Origin of the sequence: Clostridium boliviensis, assembly GCF_033342255.1 — a bacterium.
Lineage (GTDB): Bacteria > Bacillota > Clostridia > Lachnospirales > Lachnospiraceae > Lacrimispora > Lacrimispora boliviensis.
Window position 1 is genome coordinate 14,160 of record NZ_JAWONS010000148.1, and the last position, 23,125, is coordinate 37,284.

Annotated in this window: 25 protein-coding genes; 3 read left to right on the forward strand and 22 right to left on the reverse strand. The window is 41.7% G+C overall.

The window, feature by feature from the left end; genetic code table 11:
• Positions 1 to 2: 2 nt before the first annotated feature.
• Together RZO55_RS10170 and RZO55_RS10175 are read right to left on the reverse strand one after the other, a co-directional pair.
• Entirely contained in the window at positions 3 to 1,001 is a 999-nt protein-coding gene (locus tag RZO55_RS10170) for an ABC transporter permease (RefSeq protein ID WP_318064167.1), read from the reverse strand.
• Positions 1,001 to 2,515, reverse strand: a complete 1,515-nt coding sequence (locus tag RZO55_RS10175; RefSeq protein WP_318064168.1) for a sugar ABC transporter ATP-binding protein — start codon at positions 2,513 to 2,515, stop codon at positions 1,001 to 1,003. Before RZO55_RS10175 ends, RZO55_RS10170 begins: the two co-directional genes overlap by 1 nt.
• Before the next feature lie 191 nt (positions 2,516 to 2,706).
• On the opposite strand from RZO55_RS10175, the gene RZO55_RS10180 reads away from it, so the two are divergent.
• Both RZO55_RS10180 and RZO55_RS10185 read left to right on the forward strand, forming a co-directional pair.
• Positions 2,707 to 4,263, forward strand: a complete 1,557-nt coding sequence (locus RZO55_RS10180) for a helix-turn-helix domain-containing protein (protein WP_318064169.1) — start codon at positions 2,707 to 2,709, stop codon at positions 4,261 to 4,263.
• Entirely contained in the window at positions 4,260 to 6,077 is a 1,818-nt protein-coding gene (locus RZO55_RS10185) for a sensor histidine kinase (protein ID WP_318064170.1), read from the forward strand. Before RZO55_RS10180 ends, RZO55_RS10185 begins: the two co-directional genes overlap by 4 nt.
• A 113-nt stretch (positions 6,078 to 6,190) precedes the next feature.
• Here RZO55_RS10185 and RZO55_RS10190 read toward each other — a convergent pair whose 3' ends face one another.
• The 19 genes from RZO55_RS10190 to RZO55_RS10280 form a co-directional block, all read right to left on the reverse strand.
• Complete coding sequence (locus tag RZO55_RS10190; protein ID WP_318064171.1) at positions 6,191 to 6,598, reverse strand: hypothetical protein; 408 nt, start codon at positions 6,596 to 6,598, stop codon at positions 6,191 to 6,193.
• A 349-nt stretch (positions 6,599 to 6,947) separates the two neighbouring features.
• Positions 6,948 to 7,379: an RrF2 family transcriptional regulator gene (locus RZO55_RS10195; protein WP_318064172.1), complete on the reverse strand. Its 432-nt coding sequence runs from the start codon at positions 7,377 to 7,379 to the stop codon at positions 6,948 to 6,950.
• 58 nt (positions 7,380 to 7,437) lie between these two features.
• A complete protein-coding gene (locus tag RZO55_RS10200; RefSeq protein ID WP_318064173.1) occupies positions 7,438 to 8,640 on the reverse strand; it encodes a rhodanese-like domain-containing protein in 1,203 nt (400 codons plus the stop codon).
• Between the two features lie 21 nt (positions 8,641 to 8,661).
• Positions 8,662 to 9,429, reverse strand: coding sequence for a tRNA threonylcarbamoyladenosine dehydratase (locus RZO55_RS10205; RefSeq protein ID WP_318064174.1), 768 nt, complete (start codon positions 9,427 to 9,429; stop codon positions 8,662 to 8,664).
• Positions 9,430 to 9,559: 130 nt separating this feature from the next.
• Entirely contained in the window at positions 9,560 to 9,892 is a 333-nt protein-coding gene (locus RZO55_RS10210) for a metal-sensing transcriptional repressor (protein WP_439100048.1), read from the reverse strand.
• Positions 9,893 to 10,079: 187 nt separating this feature from the next.
• Positions 10,080 to 10,397, reverse strand: coding sequence for a MazG-like family protein (locus tag RZO55_RS10215; RefSeq protein ID WP_318064176.1), 318 nt, complete (start codon positions 10,395 to 10,397; stop codon positions 10,080 to 10,082).
• 430 nt (positions 10,398 to 10,827) lie between these two features.
• Positions 10,828 to 11,532 carry a hypothetical protein gene (locus tag RZO55_RS10220; RefSeq protein WP_318064177.1) on the reverse strand — a complete coding sequence of 235 codons (705 nt, stop codon included), beginning with the start codon at positions 11,530 to 11,532 and terminating at the stop codon, positions 10,828 to 10,830.
• Positions 11,533 to 11,710: 178 nt separating this feature from the next.
• Positions 11,711 to 12,514: a ChbG/HpnK family deacetylase gene (locus tag RZO55_RS10225; RefSeq protein WP_318064178.1), complete on the reverse strand. Its 804-nt coding sequence runs from the start codon at positions 12,512 to 12,514 to the stop codon at positions 11,711 to 11,713.
• Positions 12,507 to 13,697, reverse strand: coding sequence for an N-acetylglucosamine-6-phosphate deacetylase (locus RZO55_RS10230; RefSeq protein WP_318064179.1), 1,191 nt, complete (start codon positions 13,695 to 13,697; stop codon positions 12,507 to 12,509). The genes RZO55_RS10225 and RZO55_RS10230 overlap by 8 nt, the downstream gene beginning before the upstream one ends.
• A gap of 17 nt (positions 13,698 to 13,714) precedes the next feature.
• Complete coding sequence (locus RZO55_RS10235; protein ID WP_318064180.1) at positions 13,715 to 14,533, reverse strand: PTS system mannose/fructose/sorbose family transporter subunit IID; 819 nt, start codon at positions 14,531 to 14,533, stop codon at positions 13,715 to 13,717.
• Positions 14,533 to 15,339 carry a PTS sugar transporter subunit IIC gene (locus tag RZO55_RS10240; RefSeq protein ID WP_318064181.1) on the reverse strand — a complete coding sequence of 269 codons (807 nt, stop codon included), beginning with the start codon at positions 15,337 to 15,339 and terminating at the stop codon, positions 14,533 to 14,535. Before RZO55_RS10240 ends, RZO55_RS10235 begins: the two co-directional genes overlap by 1 nt.
• A 13-nt stretch (positions 15,340 to 15,352) precedes the next feature.
• Positions 15,353 to 15,844 carry a PTS sugar transporter subunit IIB gene (locus RZO55_RS10245; RefSeq protein WP_318064182.1) on the reverse strand — a complete coding sequence of 164 codons (492 nt, stop codon included), beginning with the start codon at positions 15,842 to 15,844 and terminating at the stop codon, positions 15,353 to 15,355.
• Positions 15,845 to 15,859: 15 nt separating this feature from the next.
• A complete protein-coding gene (locus RZO55_RS10250) occupies positions 15,860 to 16,267 on the reverse strand; it encodes a PTS sugar transporter subunit IIA (protein ID WP_318064183.1) in 408 nt (135 codons plus the stop codon).
• A gap of 129 nt (positions 16,268 to 16,396) precedes the next feature.
• A complete protein-coding gene (locus tag RZO55_RS10255; protein ID WP_318064184.1) occupies positions 16,397 to 18,370 on the reverse strand; it encodes a BglG family transcription antiterminator in 1,974 nt (657 codons plus the stop codon).
• Between the two features lie 158 nt (positions 18,371 to 18,528).
• The gene (locus RZO55_RS10260; RefSeq protein ID WP_318064185.1) at positions 18,529 to 19,077 is read right to left on the reverse strand and encodes a hemerythrin domain-containing protein; all 549 of its coding nucleotides are present in this window, start codon (positions 19,075 to 19,077) and stop codon (positions 18,529 to 18,531) included.
• Entirely contained in the window at positions 19,074 to 19,685 is a 612-nt protein-coding gene (locus RZO55_RS10265; RefSeq protein WP_318064186.1) for a hypothetical protein, read from the reverse strand. Before RZO55_RS10265 ends, RZO55_RS10260 begins: the two co-directional genes overlap by 4 nt.
• 16 nt (positions 19,686 to 19,701) lie before the next feature.
• A complete protein-coding gene (locus RZO55_RS10270) occupies positions 19,702 to 19,884 on the reverse strand; it encodes a DUF1858 domain-containing protein (RefSeq protein ID WP_170823777.1) in 183 nt (60 codons plus the stop codon).
• 15 nt (positions 19,885 to 19,899) lie between these two features.
• Positions 19,900 to 20,556 carry a hypothetical protein gene (locus tag RZO55_RS10275; protein ID WP_318064187.1) on the reverse strand — a complete coding sequence of 219 codons (657 nt, stop codon included), beginning with the start codon at positions 20,554 to 20,556 and terminating at the stop codon, positions 19,900 to 19,902.
• A gap of 20 nt (positions 20,557 to 20,576) precedes the next feature.
• Entirely contained in the window at positions 20,577 to 20,912 is a 336-nt protein-coding gene (locus RZO55_RS10280) for a cupin domain-containing protein (protein ID WP_318064188.1), read from the reverse strand.
• Between the two features lie 137 nt (positions 20,913 to 21,049).
• Between RZO55_RS10280 and RZO55_RS10285 the strand changes: the two genes are divergently transcribed.
• Positions 21,050 to 21,733: a Crp/Fnr family transcriptional regulator gene (locus RZO55_RS10285; RefSeq protein WP_318064189.1), complete on the forward strand. Its 684-nt coding sequence runs from the start codon at positions 21,050 to 21,052 to the stop codon at positions 21,731 to 21,733.
• A gap of 1 nt (position 21,734) precedes the next feature.
• On the opposite strand, the gene RZO55_RS10290 is transcribed toward RZO55_RS10285, so the two are convergent.
• Entirely contained in the window at positions 21,735 to 23,123 is a 1,389-nt protein-coding gene (locus tag RZO55_RS10290) for a HAMP domain-containing sensor histidine kinase (protein ID WP_318064190.1), read from the reverse strand.
• Between the last annotated feature and the right edge of the window lie 2 nt (positions 23,124 to 23,125).

A 23,125-nucleotide genomic window follows, 5' to 3' on the forward strand; every position in this document is an offset into this window, starting at 1 on the left:
TGCTACATCTCCCTTCTTTTTAGATTTTTCTTCTGCATCATACGCTGAGCCACTACATTTAAAATAATAACGGCTAAGATTATAACGCCCTTTACCGTATTCTGTACGATGGAATCAATTCCAACCAAAGGAAGGGCCTTTGCTATGACCGCTAAAATTAAAGATCCCAGTAAAGCACCGGCTACGGTTCCCCGGCCGCCTGACATGCTTACCCCGCCAATAACACAGGCGGCGATTACATCCATTTCTTTTCCGTACAGCATGTTTGGCTGAGCGGAGGAATACACAGCAACCGACAGAGCACCGCACAAACCGGAAAGCATGCCCATAACCGTATAGACAATCAGTTTAATCTTCATGGTATTGATCCCGGATATGGCCGCTGCCTCCGGATTGCTTCCCACTGCATAGATCTTTCTTCCCGTTCTCGACCATTTCATGACCGCAAAAAAGATGATATAACACAGAAGTACAATGAAGATCACGTTATTTAAAAGTCCTAGACCAAGTTCTTTTTCCAGGGCAAAATTTTTAAAGTCACCCAGATTCTCTGCACTCGCCCACTGGCTTTTGGCTATCAGATAAGCAAAGCCTCTGTAGATATACATAAATCCCATGGTCGCTATGATTGGAAGCACTTTTCCTCTTGATACCACAAGCCCGATTGCGGCGCCGCACAGGGCACCGATTAATATGGCAATGAGAAACAGCAGGAATATATTATGTATTACATTATACTTTAAAAGCATTCCCACAGCCATACCGGATACCGCCAAGGTTGAGGTAATGGAAATATCAATGCCTCCGATGAGCAGAACGCACAGCATTCCTAATGCCATGATCATAATGACCGCGTTATTCTTTACCATATCCTGAAGGGATTTGGCAGTCAGGAATGAAGGGCTTAAAATCTGTATGATGATGCATAAACCGATGAGAACAAGGAGCAGGCTGGCCTCTCTGGAGCCTGTGATCCTTTTTATCAAGCTATTTTTTCCCATTAGTGCAAACTCCTTTCCGTATCCTTTTCGGATTTTTCCATGGCATACTGAAGAATGGATTCCGAAGTCGCTTTCTCACGGGATAATTCTCCGGAAAGTTTGCCGTTACACATCACCAGGATCCGGTCACTCATACCGAGAATCTCCGGCATTTCAGAAGAGATCAGAAGAATGCCGTAGCCTTTTTTTGCCAAATCACCCATGATCTGATATATCTCCGCTTTTGCTCCTACATCTACCCCCTTGGTTGGTTCATCCATAATGACCACCTTCATCTCCTGGCTCAGGGCTTTTGCCACAACCACCTTTTGCTGATTTCCTCCGGAAAGAGAGCCTGCCGGATCAAAGATAGAAACTGCCTTGGTATCCACTTCTTCCAGCAGCCCTTTTGCTGTTTCATCTTCCATCTTTTCATTGATCACACCACGTCTGGAATACTTCTTTAAACCAGGTAGGGTCACATTGCGCCCAAGCCCCCAACTAAGTATCAAGCCCTCTTTTTGACGATCTTCCGGAAGCAGCACAATTCCTTCCTTCATGGCATCAGCTGGTTTTTTTATGAGCAATCGTCTTCCTTCTAAGTAAATGTTACCTGCGTCCGGTTTTGTGATTCCGCAAATGCTCTCGACCACCTCTGTCCGGCCTGCTCCCACCAATCCGGTAAGTCCCAGGATTTCCCCCTGATGCAGCTTAAAACTGATGTTCTTAAAATATCCGGTCCTCGACAGCTTTTCAATGCGCAAGACTTCCGGACCTCTCCGGATCTCCGTCTTTGGAAAAAGATCTTTGATTTCACGCCCAACCATGGCTCTGATCAGATCAGAATTGGTTATCTCATCGGTCTGGTAAGTACCGATGTACTTAGAGTCACGAAATACTGTTACCCGGTCAGCCAGACGGTACATATCCTCAAACCGGTGGGAAATAAAGATAACCGAAACTTTGGAAGCCTTTAGCTTATCTACAATCCGGTATAATTCTTCTGATTCATTTTTTGTCAGTGCTGCGGTCGGCTCATCAAGAATGATGATTCTCGCCTGTGTTGAGAGCGCCTTTGCAATTTCCACCATCTGCTGCTGAGCAACACTTAGGTTTCCCATCTCATCAGAACACTTAAAATCTGCATTCAGCTCCTTTAACAGCTTATCTGCTTCCTGATTCATAAGCTTCCACTGAATGATTCCTTTTTTTATCATTTCATGACCCATAAAAATATTTTCCGTTACGGAAAGATCGGGATAAGAAGTGGGGTGCTGGTAAACTGCCGCGATTCCGGCTGCCTGGGCATCTTTCGGCCCCTTAAAATCCGCCTCAGCACCGTCCAGAAAAATCATTCCCTCTTCCGCTTTATGGACTCCTGTAATCACTTTGATGAATGTGGATTTTCCTGCCCCATTCTCTCCCATCAATGCATGGACCTCACCTTTTCTCAGATTAAAATGAACCTGATTCAAGGCTTTTACCCCAGGAAATATTTTCGTAACCCCTTTTAATTCCAATACATTATCGGTCACCTTTTCTTCCTCCCTTCTCAACTGATATCAGTTTATCATTGGCAGGCTGGAAGACAAACGGTATTATTTTTTGATATGGGTAATTTATTTTTGTGTTTTTATTTAACATGATTTATTTTACTATTTTTCCTTGTTTTCTTTCTTTATTTAGTTAAAATAGAACTATATTATTGCTGGTTGGGGGTACTGCAATGAAATTACTGATTGTTGATGATGAAGAGCTTACACGAATCGGTCTGATCAATTCCATTGATTGGGAGTCTTTGGGAATCTTTACGCTGTTCCAGGCCGAAGACGGCGTAAGCGGACTTCGGATTGCCAGAGAAGTCAGACCGGAAATCGTTTTAAGTGATGTGAGAATGCCCAGAATGAACGGGATTGAGCTGGTGGAACGGCTGGAGAAGCTTCTCCCCAATTCCACTTTTATCTTTATGAGCGGCTATTCCGACAAAGAATATTTAAAGGCCGCCATACGCCTGAAAGCCATAAACTACGTAGAAAAACCGCTGGATCCCGCAGAAGTGGCCGCTACCATAAAAGAGGCTTATCACTGCGTCAGACAAAATATGAAAACCGTAAAAAATGAGTTGTTTTATTCCAGAGAAGCGGACTCATCTTTTGCCGCTGCCCTGACTCAGCCATATAAAGACAGCAGAGAAACCATTGCTGTTTTGGCAAAGGAACTGAATATCAAACTTACGCCTTCCTTAAGTGTTACCTCCTTTGTTGTAAAAGTGGAGCAAAGCCGGGCAGATTTAAATCACATGAATCAAATACTGACCGATCTGGAAATATTCCTTTCCTATTCCTGTAACAGAGTTTACTATATTTCAAAATACATCCAATACCACATTTTTCACATCGTATCTCCTGCACCGCCTTCTTCCCCGTCCATGGATCGGATCGGTGCATTTTTAAAAAACTGCTTTCAGCAGACATGTGCATTTTATATCAGCAAAGGAGAGACATACACCGGCATCTCGAAAGCCTACGGATCCTATGCCAGCGCAGTTTCCCTTATGCAAAGCAGTTTTTTCTTTGATTCAGGCACCTATTTTAAACCTGAAAAAAAGATGACCGTAAACACAGAAAAGCCAGGCAATGGTTCTTATGACCGTTATGTTTCCCTCCTTTCAGACGCTATCTTATCAAAGGACTTAAACACGGTTAAAGATTTGCTTTTACAGCTGCATCATGAATTTTATCAGCAGATAAATATATTTCCCCATGAAGCAAGAGACCTGTATTATAAGCTTTTCATGGCATTAGAAGACTGCCGCCAGCAGCTTCGGCTGGCTCCGGCAGCAGAACCGGAAAATGCCATGAAGCTTCTTGAAATCTGTTTTAGTTTCAATGAGCTTCATGAAAAGCTGAAGCAAAAGACAGAGCTGCTCTTTGAATCAGCCAGGTCCTATATGCCGGATAATTCCACTATATTTCTGATAAAAGATTACATCCACACTCACTATCATAATGATTCTCTATCGGTTCGCGATATCGGCAATGAGGTCTTCTTATCTGCCTCTTACGTATGTACCTATTTTAAAAATGAAACCGGGCAGACCATCAATCAGTATCTCACGGAATACCGGTTGAAAAAAGCAAAGGAACTTTTGGCGGATCCTGGTTATCAGATTGCCGATATCTCTTTAAAAGTAGGTTACAGCAACGGAAATTACTTTAGTAAAAGTTTCAAAAAGCTGACTGGCTTATCACCATCTGATTACAGGGAGAAAATGCTGAAATGAGACATCCGATACGAAGGGCAAAGACTTATTACAACAATATGATGCTGCAAACAAAATTCACCATTACCCATCTGCTCATTACCACCATTCCCATGCTGGTTATGTTTCTCTTTTTTTACGGAAAACTCTACAATATGGTTTTAGCTTATACAGTCCGCTCAGAACAGACAGCCTCTGCAATGACCATACCACAGATCGATCTGCTCATTGATACCATTCTTACCGCACAAAAAGACCTCGAAGGGCATCCCTATTACCGGAAGTTGTTCCATTCCAGGGATTACCGGACCGCTGACCCGCTCACGGATTCTGCTGATGCCATAGACTTTTGCAGACTGGCGGAAAAAACCATTGATGGAGAATACATAACCGACATACGCATTTACATGGATCTTCCAAATTCCCAGCCCATCTTTTACAAGAAAGACACCAGACGAATCTTCCGTCCTATGAGCGAAGCCAGAGGTGCGTACTGGCATGGTATTTTTCAGGGAAACCGTTCTTATAGCTCACTTTTCTGCCCTGAGTTTTATTTAAGTCCCATAGAGGTAAAGGAATCCGGAGATATGGCCTTTATAACAAAAGCTTCCATTCCCTATAATGAGGATTTGCGCACCTGTTATATTGCCATTTACTATTCCAAGGCCCCTTTTACAAGTCTTCTGAAAAACAATTTATCCAGGGATACCAGTGTAGCCTATATTATTAATGACAGGGACAGCACGGTGGCCACCTCCAATCATGGACTTGCCGGTATTTATCATTTCAGTTATGGCAAGGTCCGGGATTATTTTATGTCATCCGATAACTTTATCATGAAAAAGATTCTGGGAGAAGATGTTTATGCAGGTTTTTATCACATACAAAAAACAAACTGGTTTATGGTTGCCGTCATTCCCACCAAATCCATCATCCAGAAAAGTGTCCTTATTGTGATAGGCTTCTTCTTCATCTATCTCATTTGCATCATAACTGCATTTTTAATTGCAACCAAACTATCTCATTCCATCACCAACCGGATTTCCTCCGTCATTCTTCAGATGTCCAGAGTCCGCTCCGGCCCTCCCACCCCTCTGCCTGATTCTGTGTATCACGATGAGATCGGTGGATTGATTGATACCTACAACTATATGACCAGAGCCATGAATCAATTGATTGCGGAGCAGAACAAAGCCGCTGAAGATTTAAGGCTTGCCGAGTTTCACACGCTCCAGGCTCAAATAAATCCCCATTTTCTCTATAACACCATGGACATGATCAACTGGCTGGCAAAACAGGGGCGAACCGATGAGGTATCGGAAGCAATTGTGGATCTTTCCCGTTTTTACAAACTGACGCTGAGCAGGAAAGAGACCTTGAGCACCATTGCAGATGAACTGGAGCATGCAAATATCTATGTCCGCCTCCAGAATATGCGGTATCATCAGGTCATTGATCTGGTCAACGATATGCCTGATTATATGATGGACTGCACCATTCCAAAGCTGACCTTTCAGCCAGTGGTGGAAAATGCAATTCTCCACGGCCTTTTGGAAAAAATTCCAAAAGGAGGAACCATTGTTATTACCGGATGGCTGGAAGAGAATGCGGCTGTGATCCTGATTTCCGATGACGGGGTGGGAATCCCTGAGGATAAGCTTTCCGGTCTTTTATCCGGAAAGGGGACCAGCAAAACCGGAACAAACATCGCCGTCTTTAACACCCACCGCCGTCTTCAGATCCTTTACGGTCCGGAGTACGGCCTAACCTATAATAGTGTGCCTGGAAAAGGAACGGAAGTGGAATTAAGGGTCCGTACTGCTGTAATTCCATAAAGCTGTGAATCACTGGCGATTACCTTGTCCGGACTTTCACTGGCGGCACGCAAACCTTAAAAGGCAGGCTTGAGTATACAAGCCTGCCAACTACCTTATCTCTGTCACTGAAATTAATAAAATCTTTTATATAATTCTAATAAAGCAAATGAAGTCACTACAAAAATATCTTTAAAAGCAGTCAATCGCCATGCATTTTTCTTATCTGCAGGAAAAAAGTTTTTTGGATTATTCTCATCATATTGAATCATTCTTTCCTGATCAATTTGTAATAGATCTTCTTTTTCCTCATATAAATCGAATTCTTCTTCGTATACTATCCCATTCACAATATATCTATAAGTAGGATAATACTCCATATCTTTTATGAAATAACCTCGTTTATGATATTCTCTTATACTAATGATTGTACCTGTCGTTTCACCTTTATACTTTTTATAACCATAATGTTTCATAATTGCTCTTGTTAGATCCGCACAACCAACAATAACTATAATTAATATTAAAACTGTTCTCAGCATAAATTCATTCCTTCCCTAAAACTAAATTTAAATATCTATTACCTGGCAGGCTTTCTTTCAACAGTAGATTAACATATTTTACTTAAAATTCAACCCAAGTGCTAAAATTGTACATGTTAGCTTCCAAAATTCGACAAAAAACAGGTTGTCTTTACTTTTGGAAGGTCAATTGCATTAAAGCCTTAATGTCGCTTTATCCCTGATTCAGATGATTCAAATATGTAATGATACATATTTTCCTGCATAAATAAAAAACAGACACCTTTCGATGTCTGCCTTCCGTTATTACATATATAACAATGATACAAAACTTTTCCAACAAAATCTTTAAACAATATACCCAATTCTCCTATATTACATAATTATTCATATAGTCATTCTTATGAATCAAATCTGCGATGGTAATCCCGTCAAAGTAATCATTAATCAGCTTATTAAGTCCTTCCCACATCTCCAGAGTCTGACACTGGCTGGCTCTGTTACAGTTATTGGTCTCCCCTTCCAGACAGGATACAGGCGCAAGAGATCCTTCTGTTAACCGTAAAATGCTTCCCACGGTATAAAGCTCCGGGTCCTTGGCAAGCTTGTAGCCGCCGCCTTTTCCTCGTAAAGAGATAAGGAGATTATTCTTACTTAAAATAGAGACTATGGATTCCAAATACTTCTCTGATATCTCCTGCCTTTGGGCAATGTCCATCAGCGTGATAAATTCTCCGTTATTGTGCTCTGCCAGATCAATCATGAGTCTGATGGCATAACGGCCTTTCGTTGAAATTTTCATATGCATAACCTCCTATTCATAATTTACCACAAGGTTAATATGTTTTTCAAGCCTATTTCTAATTTTCTTTCTGATTTTCTTTTTTATCAGTCTTTTTTTCATCATAATCATCCAGGAAATGATGAACAGCTCCAGCCTTTTTATAAGCAATGATGGTGCTTAAATTAACATTCTCCACACTTTTAAATAAATTGCCTTCAATATAGGGGTTGGTCTCCTTCAGCTGACTGATCAGATTCTTAATCTCCACCCTCTTGGAACCGGTATTTCCATCTGTCCTGCATGTGGTGCAGGTATCGGTAAACCGGCATGCACACTGGATGAAATGAAGGTCATTGTAATCCCGCCACCGTTTGATATCATCTTCTCTGATGAGATACAGCGGGCGGATCAGCTCCATACCTTCAAAATTGGTGCTGTGCAGCTTTGGCATCATGGTCTGGATCTGGCCTCCGTACATCATTCCCATAAGAATGGTCTCAATCACATCATCATAGTGATGACCAAGTGCAATCTTATTGCAGCCCAGTTCCTTCGCCTTGCTGTATAAATGACCCCTTCTCATTCTCGCACACAAATAGCAGGGGGACTTCTCCACTTCATAGACTGCATCAAAAATCTGTGTTTCAAATACGGTAATGGGAATATTTAAAAGTCTGGCATTGTTTTCAATCACCTGACGGTTTGTTTCGTGATAGCCCGGGTCCATAACAAGAAATACCAGTTCAAAAGGAAACTTGTTGTGGCGCCGGATCTCTTGAAACAGCTTCGCCATCAGCATGGAGTCCTTGCCGCCTGAGATGCACACGGCTATCTTGTCATTTTCCTTTACCAGTTCATATTCATTGATTGCTTTTGCAAATTTACTGAACAGTTCTTTATGGAATTTCTTTCGGATACTCTTTTCAATCTCTTCCAGCCTGCCCTGACCCTTTTCTTCTTTCTTCATGGTCTGAATGAGCCAGGCTCCATACCCTCCTGCCAGGCTATAGGCCATATATCCTTTTTCTCTTAAAGTCTCAGCCGCTTCCTCGCTGAGCACACCCTTTAAGCAATACAAAACAACCTTTTTTTCTTTAGGAAGCGTGCACTCATCTGTTGATAATGCTTCCATATCCATGTGAATGGCGCCCGGGATAGCCCCATGCTGATAGGCTCTTTCCTCTCTGATGTCCACCAGAATATACTCTGCCTGATTCATCTGTTCCAGCTGCTGTAATGACAGGCTGCATTCACAGGTATCCATGTATTCTGAACCCATATCCTTATCTCCTCATTCCTTTTACGCTTTCTGCTGCCCGGCTGCAAGATCTTTAATCACCTCACCGGCGATAATCAGGCCTGCAACAGACGGCACAAATGACAGGCTGCCGGGAATATCCCGTCTCTCCGTACACTTATGCGCAGCACCTGGAGGGCAGATACAGTTTGTCCTGCAGCTGATGGACATATCCTCGATGGGCCTGGTTGGCTTTTCCTTTGAATAAACCACTTTCAGCTTTTTAACTCCCCGTTTTTTTAATTCTCTTCTCATGACCTTTGCAAGAGGGCATACAGATGTTTTGTAAATGTCAGCCACTTCAAACTGGGTGGGATCTAATTTGTTGCCGGCTCCCATACAGCTGATAACCGGAACGTCAGCCTCTTTGGCCTGCATCACAAGCTGAAGCTTGGCTGTCACCGTATCCACTGCATCCACCACATAATCATAGTCCTGAAAGGAAAAATCTCCTGCATTTTCAGGCAGAAAGAAGCACTTGTGCATCTCTACCTCAGCATCCGGATTAATCTCTAATATCCGCTCTTTCATTACTTCAACTTTATATTTGCCAACCGTTTTTCTGGTGGCTATAATCTGCCTGTTAATATTGGTCAGACATACCTTATCATCATCAACAAGAACAAAGGAACGGACTCCGCTTCTTACCAGAGCTTCCACAACATATCCGCCCACTCCGCCAATTCCAAATACTGCAACTTTCGCTTCTGACAGACGCTTCATAGCGTCTTCCCCCAGTAACAGCTGGGTTCTGGAAAACTGATTTAACAAATGAATCTACCTCTTTCTACATTTTCTGCCTGTTGGTATAAAAAAACACACTTCAAGTAATTATACTTCGAAAAGTGTGTTTGGGCAATTCATTTTTACTGGATATGGTTTTCTCCCAATAGAAACTGATTTATTTAATAAAACGGTCTATTGCTTTGTTTAAATCCTCAATCGCCTGCTTGTCTCCTGATTCCACTGCGTCCACAATACAATGTTCAATATGATCCTTGATGATCACTTTTCCAGTCTGATTCAGTGCTGATATAACAGCCGATAGCTGGATCAGAACCTCGCTGCAGTCTCTCTCATCACTGACCATGCGTTTTACAGATTCCAAATGTCCGATCGCACGGGACAGCCGGTTTATAACCACCTTTGTATTCGTATGCTTATGCGGGTGTCCGGGTAAATGAGAATGGGTATATTCGGTACCATCCTCTGCCTTATGTGTGTGATATTCCATGTTCTCGTTCATATTTGCTACTCTCCTCCATACTCTTCTATTGTACTGCAAATTTCATTTTTTCACAAGATTTTATGAAAATCCTTAAGTAGTGGAGTTAGTGGAGGACGATGACTCAACAACTAACATAAAAGCAGATATAGTATTCACATTTAAACGATTGCAAAGTAATTCTATAATAATTTCATCATACACCTATTGATTTCAAGCATTCATCTTCACCAATTCGTGCCTTCTTATGTGCATTCTCTAAATCAATATTATAAAAATCGGCAATTCGAATTACCTGACCCAAAATATCTGCTAATTCATCTCCGATTTTCTCATCAAGGTTATCGGGTTTTTTAACACATGTCGCATAATAATTTTCTTTAAGCATTATTAATTTGGCTAAATCACCAACTTGTTTAGAAAGTTCGATTGTCGCCCCATTTATCCCCCCATGGTTTACCTTCAACTTTTTCGAATCGCTTATAAATATCCCTGTAAAGTTGAATTGCTTCACTAAATGTCATAAAAGTTTTCCTCCAAATTTATAGTAACGCAAAAACTTGGATTTCAAGAAGAGGGTCTTTCTCCCCAGTTCTTAAAAATCAATGGAAAATGGGAAGATCACCTTCATATGGTATTATTAAACCATGAAATCAATGAATAAGAGGCGGTTGTAGAATGGCTGGTTTTCAGTCATTGGCAAAATTTTATTCATGACCGAATACTCAACCATAAGAGCAATGAACGGAGTCGGCAATAAGCTTGCTCCACAACTATAAATTTCTCCATATTTATTACGCACGAGTAATGGAATTGTACAAATAAATCTATAATTTTCTTAAAATCTCTTAAAATCAAGAGATCTATTTCCTATGTCCTTTTTTATCTAAACATTTCTTAAAAAACCACTAACCGATATTACAGCTAGTAGTCTATATTAATGTTCATTCATTTTGTGGAAATACATATTCCTTGATGCAAGTAAAGTCTTGATTCTCAACATAATATACCATATTTGCTTTTTTATCAAAAACAAGAGAGAAAACTGTAATCCAGTCTATTCCGTTCTGCTTCATATCACTTAATAATTCAAAAGCCTTACTTACATCAAATGTAACATTCTGATTTAATACTTCCTTTCCTTTCTTATATCGTCCACAGGAAATATTATCCTCTTCATGAACATCAAATATAGGGTCATTTGTCATTATTTGAAACTCACCATCTCCCAACTCTCTATATCTATTTCCTCTTCCAGGCTCAATAATCCACACATTTCCCTGTTCTGTACAGATCATGTTATGGGTGCTCAAATCTGGAACATTTACAATTTCTGTCTGTGATAAATATACTTCCAAATTTTCCACATCGATTTTTCCGTCAATAATTTCAGATAAAAATTTTGATGTATGTGTAATACCTGTGGATCTTCTGTAGCAACCTTTTCCATTGGAATCAACACAGAGATTATTAAAGAATACGCCTGACCTATGGATACCAAAGCTCGGTGTCTTGATTTTTCCTGTATCAATATATACAATAAACCAATCTTTTTTTCTGGTATTTACGGTATATCTCATCCCATTATTATCAAAGTTCATGCCTATCAAACAATTGTCTTCTGTCTTTTTAATAAAGCTAGTACACATAAATTAATATCTCCTTTTATACGCATTCTCTTGTTCAACTGGGAAATTCCTATTTATTTATAGAATATAGAGATTTTTACTAACTGTCAATATTAAATTTCCAATGTACAATAGGGTAAAAACAGTAAACGGCGGGCGCAATGTTCATTAGAAAACATGATCTTTTTTGACTCCTTCTTTACTTATATACAGCCGTAAAATCCACCAGCTCCACATCATGATCCTGCAGCCACTGTTTCACAGCAGGATCACAAGCTGTCTCCAAATCCCTGCATCTGGCTGTTGTCAGGGAAGAATAATCCAGAATATAGGCATCCACATATCCCGGATGGAGATGAATGATGTTAAATTCAAAGGGACTGGTAAGAATCCCGAACCGGTCTTCAAAAAAATCCTGGGGCGTACAGCCTCTGTTTAAAATCTCCATAGCCAGAGGATTGCCTGCCATGATTTCATGGACCGGATACCATCGGCTCGTCTCAACTTCCGGTTCTGTCATGCAATGAATTTGAAATTCTGCAGCTGCCTCATGGAAGGCTTTGCTGATATTATGATTAAATACGGAATGCCCCTCAAAATGATTGGGAAGATGTCCGGTCAGCTCCTGAAACCGTTTTATCTGAGCAACAGTTTCCTTATAGCAGTCCTCAGCAGTAACCACGATATCTCCCACACATTTCTGGTCGGACTCATCCTCCCCTTTCCATTTATAGGAGCGGTAAAACTCCCCATTTTCATCAACAAGTGACGGAATTAATTCAGGATTACAAACCGGCTTTCCCTGAACGAAATTAGTATGTAGAACCAGATTTGCCTCCGGTACCTCCTTTCTTGCAAGCTCTACACCGTGAGGAGCAGCTTCCATATTACTCATAAGGGAAAGAACCGTTACAATTCCCTCTCTGTAAGCATTCACAGCTCCATAGTTATAACCTTTACTGAAGCCGAAATCATCGGCTGATACAATCAGTTTTTTACTCATGCGGCATCTCCTCCCGTCCCCATTCCTTTAAGAAATCCGGATTAAAAACAGGTCCCTCTTCCATATCATATACTTTTCTGCCTGAAACAAAAGTTGCCGCAGCCTGGTAATGATCCGTTATGACTATAAAATCAGCATCTTTTCCTGCTCTTATGGAGCCTTTGTTTTTGTCAAAACCGTACATTCTGCAGGGATTTAAAGAAAACATAGGCCAGACAGATTCCATCGGCATCCCAAGCTTTTCTGTCAGCACACTTACGCCGTAGAGAACAGGCTGGCTGGACCCCATCAGACGTCCGGTATCCGTAAGCACAAATCCGCCTTCTGATACATGAATTGTCATTTCCCTTTCAAATCCTTTATAGCTGCCTCTGGGAGCACCGGAAAATGGTGTACAGTCAGATATCATCATAAAATGCTCCGGTTTCTTGATCCTGAAAAAAATCTTTAACATCTCCGGGCAGATGTGCATTCCGTCACAGATCACTTCGCTCATCACATCTTCATTAAGAAGCGCTGCACCCAGCCCTCCCACATCTCTGTGATGCATGCCGGTCATCACATTTCCTGTATGAGTAGATACGGAAAAGCCCTTTTTATAAGCCCTTTTTGCATCTTCATAATTGGAGTCACTGTGTGCAAGAGCAAGGGTAATACCTTCTGACAAAAAATACTCAATTACCGGATCGATTCCCGGTATCTCCGGTGCCAGGGCTACCAGCTTTAAAAGTCCCTTTCCATCACAGACCATCTGCCTGGCAGTTTCCATGGACACCTCCGGCCAGCCAGTCTTAATTCCCTTTTCTCCTGTACGGTTCAGCCACGGTCCTTCACTGTGTATCCCCAGTATCTGCGCCCCTTTTATATTCTCTGCCGCCGCATCCGCGACAGCAGAGATCATAGATAGACCGGCGGTGGGGAAAACACCGGTAACACCCTGGGATGCACAGCCTTTTAAATATCCGGCTACTGTTTCCTTTGTTCCGTTATCCATCAGACCATAGCCGCAGGTTCCGTGATTGTGGGTGTCAAAAATCCCTGGTATAATCCTCATGTTTCCATAATCAATCACGTCGTCTTCGCTGGTCCTGGTTAAAAACTCTTTTATTTTCCCTTCTTCAATTGCAAGGAATCCATCCTTTAAACCATCCTCCATATAGATTCGTTTAGATTTAATTATCATTGACTGTCCTTTCCTGATCAGAAAATCCCAATAAAGGCTCCAATAAAGGCAATTGCAAAAATTCCGATGATTAACTGTACGGGACGTCTTCCCCTCTTAATAAGACTCATTAAAAACAACACTAGAATAATGCTTAAAATTCCCGGGAAGATGGAGTTTAACACATCTCCCACAACTACAGAAGTCTGCCCCATCTGGATATTCCAGTTAAGGGGAACGTTAACAATTCCGGCTGTCATGGCTCCCACCATCATAACTCCCAGTATTGAGGCCGATTTTCTAAGTGCAGGCATTAGTCCGGAGCTGAAAACCTGATCAATAAATGAGGTCCCGTATATATATCCGAATTTTACACAGAAATACTTTAATACAGACTGTGTCACGCCATAAAGCAGAATAAAGATGGGAACTCCCAAAAAATTCCCCTGAGAACAAAGTCCGATAGCAACTCCGGCAGCAATAATTCTAAGACAATTAAAGAACAGGGAGTCAAACATACCGGCGGTGGGCCCCATCAAAGCTGCTTTTATGCTTTCAATGGTCTTTCCGTCAACAGAATTCTTCTCTTTATGCTCTTTCTCCATGGCATAGGATAATCCGGCAATAAAGGAGAACGGAACTGCATGGGTATTAAAAAAATTCTGATGCCGTATATAGGCTTCCTTTTTTCCATCCGGATCGTCCTTATACACTTCTTCTATAGCAGGCTGCATGGTAGCCGTAAAACCATTGGCCTCCATCTTTGTCATATTAAAGGACAGGAATGTCAAATGAGAACGGATAAACATGGATTTTAATACTTTCTTTTCTGTATTGCCCAATTGTCTCTTTTCCATTAGAAGAAATCCTCCTCTTCCTCAGATGGCTTCTCTTCTGCTGCCATCCTCATATTTTTCATATCAATCAGCTGCTTCTCATAGAAGAACATGGTGATTGCAATCGCAGCGCCGATTATGGCGATTGATAAGGAATCCATTTTCAAAATCTTTGCCATTATATATCCCACAAAGAAGAAGCTTGCCACTTCCTTTGACCAGATCATGGAAATCAGAATTGCAAATCCTACTGCAACCATCATGCTGGATGCTGCTGTAAGACCAGTCATAAAAAATGGAGGAAGTGCCTGGAACGCCTGGTTCAGACCAGTAACCCCATAAGCAATACCGAGGAAAATAATGATAATATTAGGCAGAGGGGAAATAATTCCTGAGAAAATAAGGTTTTGTACAAGGAAGTTTCCTGGTTTTTTAGTGACTGCAAGCTTCTCCCAATAAGGTGCCAGTGCGGAGCCCACTGATAAGAAGATACTTGATAAGGAAGCCATAATTGTACCGATGGGAAGAGCAATGGCAAGGCCCGTTTCTAAATCAGAGCCGGTCAATACGGTATAACAGACGGCAATGATACTGGCGGAAAGAGCATCTGCCGGAACGGAACCTCCGATGGCTGAAATCCCCATAAATATGGACTCTAAGGACGCTCCCATGATAATACCGGTCTGAAAATCCCCCAGTAATAATCCCAGTATTGGCGCTACCACGATGGGGCGGTTCATACACTGCCATGACAAAATATAAGGATCCAGAACATAGAAAAACCAATATGCAAGGGTACCAATGATTGCAACTGACATTACAGACATAATCAATCCCTCCTTAACTCAATACTTTTAATAGTTCTTCCGGAATATCATCCGGAACCGTCTGGTAATTGCATTTAATGCCTGTTTCAATGACCTTCTTTAATTCCATCATCTCAGTTTCATATGCATATAAATTTTTACGGTAAGTTTTCCTTGACTCCCCTTCCGCTTTTGGTGCGACTCTTCCATAATTGCCTACATTCACAAGAGGGATATCCGGAACAAGTGTCACCACCTTAAGCAATGCGGATGGATTGCTGACTATTACCAGAATCTTATGATCTGCTGCTTTGGGATTTTTTAAAAGTTCAATGGCTGCGTCCACATCCTTAATTGCGGTTTTGGCGGTGGGAGGAGCTGCCATCATCAGGGATTTCTGAATCAGGGGATTGGCTGCCGCTTCATCATCAGCCACCACAATCCGGTCCACCCCCGTATGCTGGGACCATTTAATTGCCACCTGTCCATGAATCAGTCTCTCATCCAGTCTTATCATTACGATCATCGTTTTACCCTCCTTTTAAAAAAAGTCCTCCTCATCGGAGATTGTCTCTTTTTCCAAATCTACAATACAAAGCATTTCTCTGCTCTGGGCTATTAATTCCTCCAGTTCCTCTCTTGATATACGTTCTCTGCCTGCAAGCCCAATCAGGAGTGCCAGATTTGCACCTGCAATCAGAATGGTATCCGGCCTGTCAAGAAAAAGACTCATGGCCTGGTTTACACTGCTTCCATAAAGGTCAGAGATGAGTAAAACCTGTTCTCCATCTTTTACTGTTTTAAAAAATTGCTCTAATTGCTCCTTAATAGAACGTTCATCTACATATGCATCAAAAACAGTAAGATTATCGCACCTGCCATATAAAATCTCCATGGAACTCTGAAAACCGCTTGCCAGATGACCATGCGATGATACAAATAGTTTCATTTCCCTCTCCTCCTTTGTTAATTCCATTATATTACTTATACTTCCTTTTTTCTATGCTCACGTTTGTCTCTAATAAGTGAAAAGCACTAATTCTAGACCTGAATTAGTGCAATTTTTCGCATGGAACCATTATTCATATTTTAAGCATTTTTCGATCATCTCAAATAATACGGGACGTCTCCGTTCAGAAAAGGCTTTCATATTGGAATATTCAGAAAACAACTGTCTGAAACTGTTTTCTAATGCCTTCACCCTCTTCCAGTCCTCCTTCCAGTCCGCAGATAGAAACAGCAGATACTCCACCTCTTTTCCCCTCCATGAACCGGTATCAGCCAGACAGTACAGTTCGATACACTCTTTTTCACAGAGAGATGCCGGAACATAGAGCATCACAGATTTAGCCGACAAATACCCCATATCATAAAAACTGACCCTCTCCATAAATTCTAAAATCCGCTCCCTCTCTTTTTCCGTCTTTCCGTGACGGAATGCAAGGAACTGAAAAAACTGAAGTTCATCGGTATAACGGTAGTTTTTAATGATTTCTATTTGTTCCTCACGGGGGATAAGCCCCTCCGTCTGATAAGCCTTAATTAAATGCCGGTTAAAGAGCAGATCCATTTCCTTTTCGCTGCTTATGGTACGAATGACACAGCAGGGAAGATCATAATGATACGCGATTTCGCTGGTATCTGTTAATACAGCATCGTACTCTTCCTGATTCATCCCCCGTATCTCATACAGCTCTGCAATCGTAAATGAATCAACCAGACGTTCATATCTGCTGACAATCCGTTTCTGGAGGATCTCATTCAGACCTAATCCATTAGAATTAACCAACAACAGCTTCTGAGGTCTGATATTATACTCCGTCAGTGAAATTCTCTTAAAAAACAGGGAAGCCATCTGGGAATAGAAAGAAACTGAAATTTTAATATCCAGCCGATCCTGCAAAAATCCGGCTGCTGTGCAGGCCAAAGCTGCTGCAACAGGGCTGTGAAAAGCCTGATTTTCATAATCATACCAGAAGCGGTACAGGCTCTCCAGTCCAAAATGAATGCTGATAAAAAGAGAAATCAACAGGTTTAATAATTCTTTCCTGGCCCATGGATAACGGATCAGATCAATGTTGCAGATATCCTTCATATATGACTGAAGCTCTGTCATCATCTCCTTGGCATCTTGATAATAGAGAGCGTATTCCGTCTGCGGCTGCTCTACATTCCACATATCCCTGCAGGACATCAGATACACAGCCAGAAAAACCGTCTCTTCCTCCGGTAGATCAAAGCCGGCAAAACCGGCATTTAGCTTCCTATAGATCTCACTGGCCACTGAAATCTCATCTGTACCTTTCAATTCCTCTTTCCAACGATCAGGAAGTTTTATCCGGTAACCGGCATTACACCGGTTTCTGACGATAATGAAGTAGATCGCAAGACGCTGGGTGTTTGTATCCGTCACCTTGATCCGGGATTCTCTTAATACCTTTAAAAATACGTGCCGGATCTCCTGGCGTTCCTCATAGCCGCACTGTGTCCATTTGGCATATTCCATTCCCGCATTGTCCAGTAAAACTTTATGAAAATGTACCGCAAACAGCTCTGTCATCGCCATCCTCATATGGTACTCCGTACCAAACGTCCGTATCCCAAGGCCTGGCTTGCTTTCCGTCTCCAGATGATAGCTTTTTAAAAAATTCATCACGCTGTTAACAGCTTCTCTGATGGCACTTCTGGACAAATAGAGTTCGTCCGCTATGTCCTCAATCTTAGCATATCGGGAGGAAGAAACCAGTTTTCTTGCAATATATAGGAATCTTGCATTGTCATCGGAACCAAAGTTATTGGTCAGACCGGACTGAAGCGAGAGGGGTTCAATGTACCGGTCAAACAGTTCCCGGTCCCTGACCCGTATGGAGTACCCTTCATTACGCTTGGCAAAAAGCTCCGCTCCGTACTTTGGCAATACAGACCTCACTTCTATCATTTCATACTTAATAGTTCGGGCACTGACAGACAATCTTCTGGCCAGTTCATCGGTGGTTAAGGGACCTTCACTGACTGCCAGCTGGTAGATAATGCTTTCCTGTCTCCGTTTCATACTCTCACCTCCTGTTTCATTCCATTATATCAAAAATCCTTCATTTCAGCATGAAATTTTAACGCAAAAAAGGAATGGAGCAAAATAACTGATTCCTTAGTTATTCTACTCCACTCCGTTCTTTATACAAGCCGGTATATCATTTAAACTGTATAAAATTATCCCAGCTTGCTGCGAAGCCAGCTTTCGTAGTGCTCCTGGATTCCATCTTCTCTCGCCTGATTTTCAAAGCTTTCTGTCTCTGTATCCACATCATTCATCTTATCTGCGGGAAGGGCACGGGCAGCAAACGCATAGGCAGCCTGATCTTCTTTCTCTATATGACGTTGTAACAATGCCCCGTATCCCACTGCATTGGAGATGATATCCAGCTTATGGTCTGTGACGGGATTTTTTTCATATTCTTCAATTGCTGCTTCCAGCTGGGTCAGATGCAGTCTTCCCAGATCGTGTTCCACCAGCATTCCGTTGCGGATCAGCTTATCAGCAACAGGCCCCATATTTTCCATCATAATCCGGAATAAGATTTTCTCTTCCTTCCCATGATGATGCTTGTCCGCATAATTTCTGCCAAAATCGATGCATTCTCTAAGAAGGGCTCCATCAACTTCTCCGCCTTCTACAATTCCTGCACATATTTTTCTTAAAAAACCGTTGAAAGCCAGAATATTTTCATGTTCCTTCATTAAAATATCGATTCCATTCATTGGCGGCTCCTTAATTCATACTCCTGATTTCCTGTATGATGAAATTGTACACTTAAACCTTCAAACATCCCCTCAATCAGGGCTTCTCTCAGTTCATAGTAATAGTTTACATCGCCATGGATCATATCCCAGTATGGTTCATGTATTTCCACAGCCTGATGATAAGCTAACAGATCTGATTCTTCCTTTACCAGCTGATTGACTCTGTCACAAGGCATTCCGTTTAACAATGTATTTTCCAGATGTTCATAAGCCTGTTTTACAGATATATTCCCTTCTGGTCTGCGGCTTTTGCCAAATTCCTTCACTGCCTGTTTCATCGCGTCAATACGTGCCGGATCTTCTTCCAGAAGAGTGGTGACTGCATAAGCAAGACGGTTTTCCACCAGGCTGACACGCTCCTGCAGCCATCCGTGAATGTTATCCGTATTAATATTATCCTCTAAATTACCTGTTTCCAGAGTTCCATATCTGGAATCCATCCTCTCTCCTAATCCATCTGTCCAGCCCTTTTCTTCTGCTAAAGCGACAATCGCATCTGTCATAGCGTTCTGAAGCAGGATTTTATTATATAACCAGATGTGAATTGGTCCTAAAAATGCACTCATCTCATTCCTCTTTTCTCTATTTGTTTAATTGCTCCAGCACTTCATCTGCATCAAGTCCGTGAACCATGCAGGCATCCTCTAAGGACTCCATCTGTGAAGACGGACAGCCAAGGCAGTGCATTCCGCAGCCCATTAAAATCTCTGCTGCTTCCGGTTTACTTCTTAAAATTTCTCCAATATACATTTCTTTCGTTATCATTATTTCTTCCTCCTGTTAATTCAATATTAGTTGATCGGTTATTTTCTTTAAATCTTCCTTTGGCATGGGGATTAGAGAAATATGATACTTCTCTTCCAGCATTGCCGGCATCTTACGTGTAAGGAATTCATGCATTGATTCATAATCTGGTATTGTGATAAAAGATCCAGCCTGTCTGGTGCAATTTATGATCTGATTCATCTCTGCCATTTCCGCCACCACCGGAAGGAGATCTTCCATTGTTAAATCATAGCTTATGATAGACAAAGCTTTGTAAAAGAATTCATTTATTTTATCACTTTCATATCCCTTTCCCATGGCAGGATGGGCATAAACTGCAATTCCTTTGATGCCAGACAAGATCAGGAATTTAAAAAAACGGATCTCTTCGTCGCAAGTCCAGACGTTTTTTATGTCATAATCTGAAGTATTACCACAGACACTTTTACAAGTGGCACAGCCCGGGGCAATTCGGTTTTTTTCATTTCTGACTTTTTCAAGCATATCTTCCACAGCCTGGTCATTAAAACCAGCATCTTTCACTGTTGTAATTAAACCTTCCATCAGAAGTCTGGTTACGGCTGCCTGGCGGATATTCATTTTACACGCCTTTGCCAGACCGATGAGCGCCCCAGTCAGTTCATTCTGAAAACCGGACATTTGATTTTTCATCTTTTGCATTCGGCCTTTCTTTAAAATACTACTACCAATGACATCTTAAAACACTCCTGGGCGTATACGGCATGAGGCTTCTTCGCCGGCATAACTAGTGTCTTCCCTTCATTTAATAGATATTCTGTACCATCTACGGTGAATTTTCCTGTTCCCTCTAAGACAGTGACCATTGCATCTCCATTGGACTCATGAGTGCTGATCTCTTCGCCCTGATCAAAGGCGAACAGGGTAACGCTTACGGACTGATTCTGAACCAGGGTTTTACTTACAATCTGGCCATTCTGGATCTCAACTAAATCTGCTAATTTAATTACTTCTTCCTGAGCTATATTTTTCAAGAGTTTCTCTGACATTTGTCTGCCTCCTTAATTTGTTCTTGTGTTTATATGAAGATTATAATATAATATTATCATCATTTCCGTTGTTTCTACAACATTTTAAAATTAATATATGAAAAATGGGATAAATTATACACAGGAGGGCAATTCATATGGAAGAATTTCTTCATGTTTTAAAAAAATCCAGCTTGTTTTCAGGTGTCTCACCTGATGAAATCAAAAGCATGCTAAAATGCTTATCCGCCCGGATGAAGCATTTTAAAAAAGATGAATTTATAATAAGAAGCGGCGATTACATTCATTCGGTGGGAATGGTACTTTCCGGAACAGCGTTAATTATTCAGGAAGATTTCTGGGGAAAGCGAAGCATTATTTCAGAAGTCATGCCTGGAACTCTGTTTGCGGAAACCTATGCCTGTATTTCTTCTGTCCCCATTGAAATGAGCGTAATCGCTGACTCTGAGTGTGAGATTTTATTTCTGGATTTTAATAAGATTTTAACTGTGTGCACCTCTGCCTGCGGCTTTCATACCCGCCTGATCCAGAATTTTCTGTCTGCCATAGCCGGCAGGAACCTGGTTCTCACAAAGAAGATGCAGCACATGTCAAAAAAGACAATTCGGGAGAAACTGCTTTCCTACCTCTCAACGGAATCCTTAAAAAGCAATTCCTCCACCTTTGATATACCATTTAACAGACAGCAGCTGGCAGATTATCTTTCCGTAGACAGGAGCGCACTGTCCAATGAACTGAGTAAATTACAGGCAGAAGAAATTCTTACCTTTTCAAAAAACCGGTTTACTCTAAAGGAGCAGGGACCGGAAGGATATCTCTAAATCATAGTCCTGACTTTGGAATCGAGACTGTAAAACAGCTTCCCGAATCCTCTTTACTTTCTGCTGTTACAGTGCCTCCGTGGGATTCCACAATGGACTTTACAATGGCAAGACCGATTCCGGCACCACCTGTTTTTCGGTTTCTGGATTTATCTGTACGGTAAAATCGTTGGAATATAAGAGGCAGCTCTTCCTCTCTGATTCCTATACCGGTATCCGTTATTGTCACAACTCCATATTCACTGGTTTCACTGACCTCAATCCGGATACTGCCGCCCTCTGGTGTATACTTGATTGCGTTAGAAAGCAGATTGGAGAATACCTGCCCCAGCCTGTTTTTATCTCCATCCACAAAAACCGGTTCCCCCTTGATGCTGAGAGCCAGTTTCTTTTTGTTAATTTCTCCTGTCATATTTTCCGATACTGTCCGCACTGCCAAAAATAAATCCATGGGATTCTTGCTCAGACTGAAACTTTCCCCTTCAATTCTGGCCAGCTGCTCCAAATCGGCAACTAATGTTCCCAGACGTTTCACTTCTTCGTGGCAGCTTTTAAGACGCTCCGGTGTCGCCTCCCACAAGCCCTCAATCATGGCCTCTAAATGAGACCCCAGCGCGGTCAGAGGAGTACGCAGTTCATGGGCAACATCTGCAGTCAGCTGCTTGCGAAGACGTTCCTGATCCTTCAATGCTCCTGACAAATGATTAATGGCAATCCCAAGATCGTCAAGCTCCCTGATCCTGGTGCCTGGCTCAAACCGGAGCTCATAATTGCCTTTGGATATCTGCTTTGCAATATAGGCGGTTTTTGTGACCGGACGGGAAATTCTGCTACCCAGAATACACCCCACAGCCACCGCACAGATTCCGGACATTACCCCTATCACAAGAAGAACTGTATTCATCACCTGAATAAAGTTAAAATCTGCCTCATTCATAAAAAACGGACCATAATACTTAATGGAGACTGCTCCTGTCTTTTTCCCATCCCGTTCCAGTTCATAGGTATGATTAATGAATCCGCCTTCTGTTCCCCGTTCCTTCATGCGTTGTGAGATTTCATCCATGATCTGGCCGCAGAGACTCATGTCATGATTCTGCGCATCCCATACTACATTCCCGTCTGCATCGTAAAGCTTTATAATATATCCGTCATACAAAGAGTTCATGCCGATTGCATGAACGTAATCCTGTTTCCAGCTTCTTTGAAAACCATCATACTGTTTTCCCAGCTCTTCAACAATATTATCCCGTCTTTCCTCACCGATTCTGGTTATATATTTTTCAAACTCCCAGTTAATCAGCCAGTTGGAGGCAAGTCCGATCAGTGCGATGGTTACAAGAAGTGTCAGGAGAATGGTAAGGGAAAGCTGTTTTCTTAAGGTTTTCATAT

What these genes read in the sequence shown, in the direction of transcription:
- RZO55_RS10170 (WP_318064167.1), bottom strand. Translation starts at nt 1,001, where the DNA reads ATGGGAAAAAATAGCTTGATAAAAAGGATCACAGGCTCCAGAGAGGCC.
- RZO55_RS10180 (WP_318064169.1), top strand. Translation starts at nt 2,707, where the DNA reads ATGAAATTACTGATTGTTGATGATGAAGAGCTTACACGAATCGGTCTG.
- RZO55_RS10185 (WP_318064170.1), top strand. Translation starts at nt 4,260, where the DNA reads ATGAGACATCCGATACGAAGGGCAAAGACTTATTACAACAATATGATG.
- RZO55_RS10190 (WP_318064171.1), bottom strand. Translation starts at nt 6,598, where the DNA reads ATGCTGAGAACAGTTTTAATATTAATTATAGTTATTGTTGGTTGTGCG.
- RZO55_RS10195 (WP_318064172.1), bottom strand. Translation starts at nt 7,379, where the DNA reads ATGAAAATTTCAACGAAAGGCCGTTATGCCATCAGACTCATGATTGAT.
- RZO55_RS10200 (WP_318064173.1), bottom strand. Translation starts at nt 8,640, where the DNA reads ATGGGTTCAGAATACATGGATACCTGTGAATGCAGCCTGTCATTACAG.
- RZO55_RS10210 (WP_439100048.1), bottom strand. Translation starts at nt 9,892, where the DNA reads ATGGAATATCACACACATAAGGCAGAGGATGGTACCGAATATACCCAT.
- RZO55_RS10220 (WP_318064177.1), bottom strand. Translation starts at nt 11,532, where the DNA reads ATGTGTACTAGCTTTATTAAAAAGACAGAAGACAATTGTTTGATAGGC.
- RZO55_RS10225 (WP_318064178.1), bottom strand. Translation starts at nt 12,514, where the DNA reads ATGAGTAAAAAACTGATTGTATCAGCCGATGATTTCGGCTTCAGTAAA.
- RZO55_RS10230 (WP_318064179.1), bottom strand. Translation starts at nt 13,697, where the DNA reads ATGATAATTAAATCTAAACGAATCTATATGGAGGATGGTTTAAAGGAT.
- RZO55_RS10235 (WP_318064180.1), bottom strand. Translation starts at nt 14,533, where the DNA reads ATGGAAAAGAGACAATTGGGCAATACAGAAAAGAAAGTATTAAAATCC.
- RZO55_RS10240 (WP_318064181.1), bottom strand. Translation starts at nt 15,339, where the DNA reads ATGTCTGTAATGTCAGTTGCAATCATTGGTACCCTTGCATATTGGTTT.
- RZO55_RS10245 (WP_318064182.1), bottom strand. Translation starts at nt 15,844, where the DNA reads ATGATCGTAATGATAAGACTGGATGAGAGACTGATTCATGGACAGGTG.
- RZO55_RS10250 (WP_318064183.1), bottom strand. Translation starts at nt 16,267, where the DNA reads ATGAAACTATTTGTATCATCGCATGGTCATCTGGCAAGCGGTTTTCAG.
- RZO55_RS10255 (WP_318064184.1), bottom strand. Translation starts at nt 18,370, where the DNA reads ATGAAACGGAGACAGGAAAGCATTATCTACCAGCTGGCAGTCAGTGAA.
- RZO55_RS10260 (WP_318064185.1), bottom strand. Translation starts at nt 19,077, where the DNA reads ATGAATGGAATCGATATTTTAATGAAGGAACATGAAAATATTCTGGCT.
- RZO55_RS10265 (WP_318064186.1), bottom strand. Translation starts at nt 19,685, where the DNA reads ATGAGTGCATTTTTAGGACCAATTCACATCTGGTTATATAATAAAATC.
- RZO55_RS10270 (WP_170823777.1), bottom strand. Translation starts at nt 19,884, where the DNA reads ATGATAACGAAAGAAATGTATATTGGAGAAATTTTAAGAAGTAAACCG.
- RZO55_RS10275 (WP_318064187.1), bottom strand. Translation starts at nt 20,556, where the DNA reads ATGAAAAATCAAATGTCCGGTTTTCAGAATGAACTGACTGGGGCGCTC.
- RZO55_RS10280 (WP_318064188.1), bottom strand. Translation starts at nt 20,912, where the DNA reads ATGTCAGAGAAACTCTTGAAAAATATAGCTCAGGAAGAAGTAATTAAA.
- RZO55_RS10285 (WP_318064189.1), top strand. Translation starts at nt 21,050, where the DNA reads ATGGAAGAATTTCTTCATGTTTTAAAAAAATCCAGCTTGTTTTCAGGT.
- RZO55_RS10290 (WP_318064190.1), bottom strand. Translation starts at nt 23,123, where the DNA reads ATGAAAACCTTAAGAAAACAGCTTTCCCTTACCATTCTCCTGACACTT.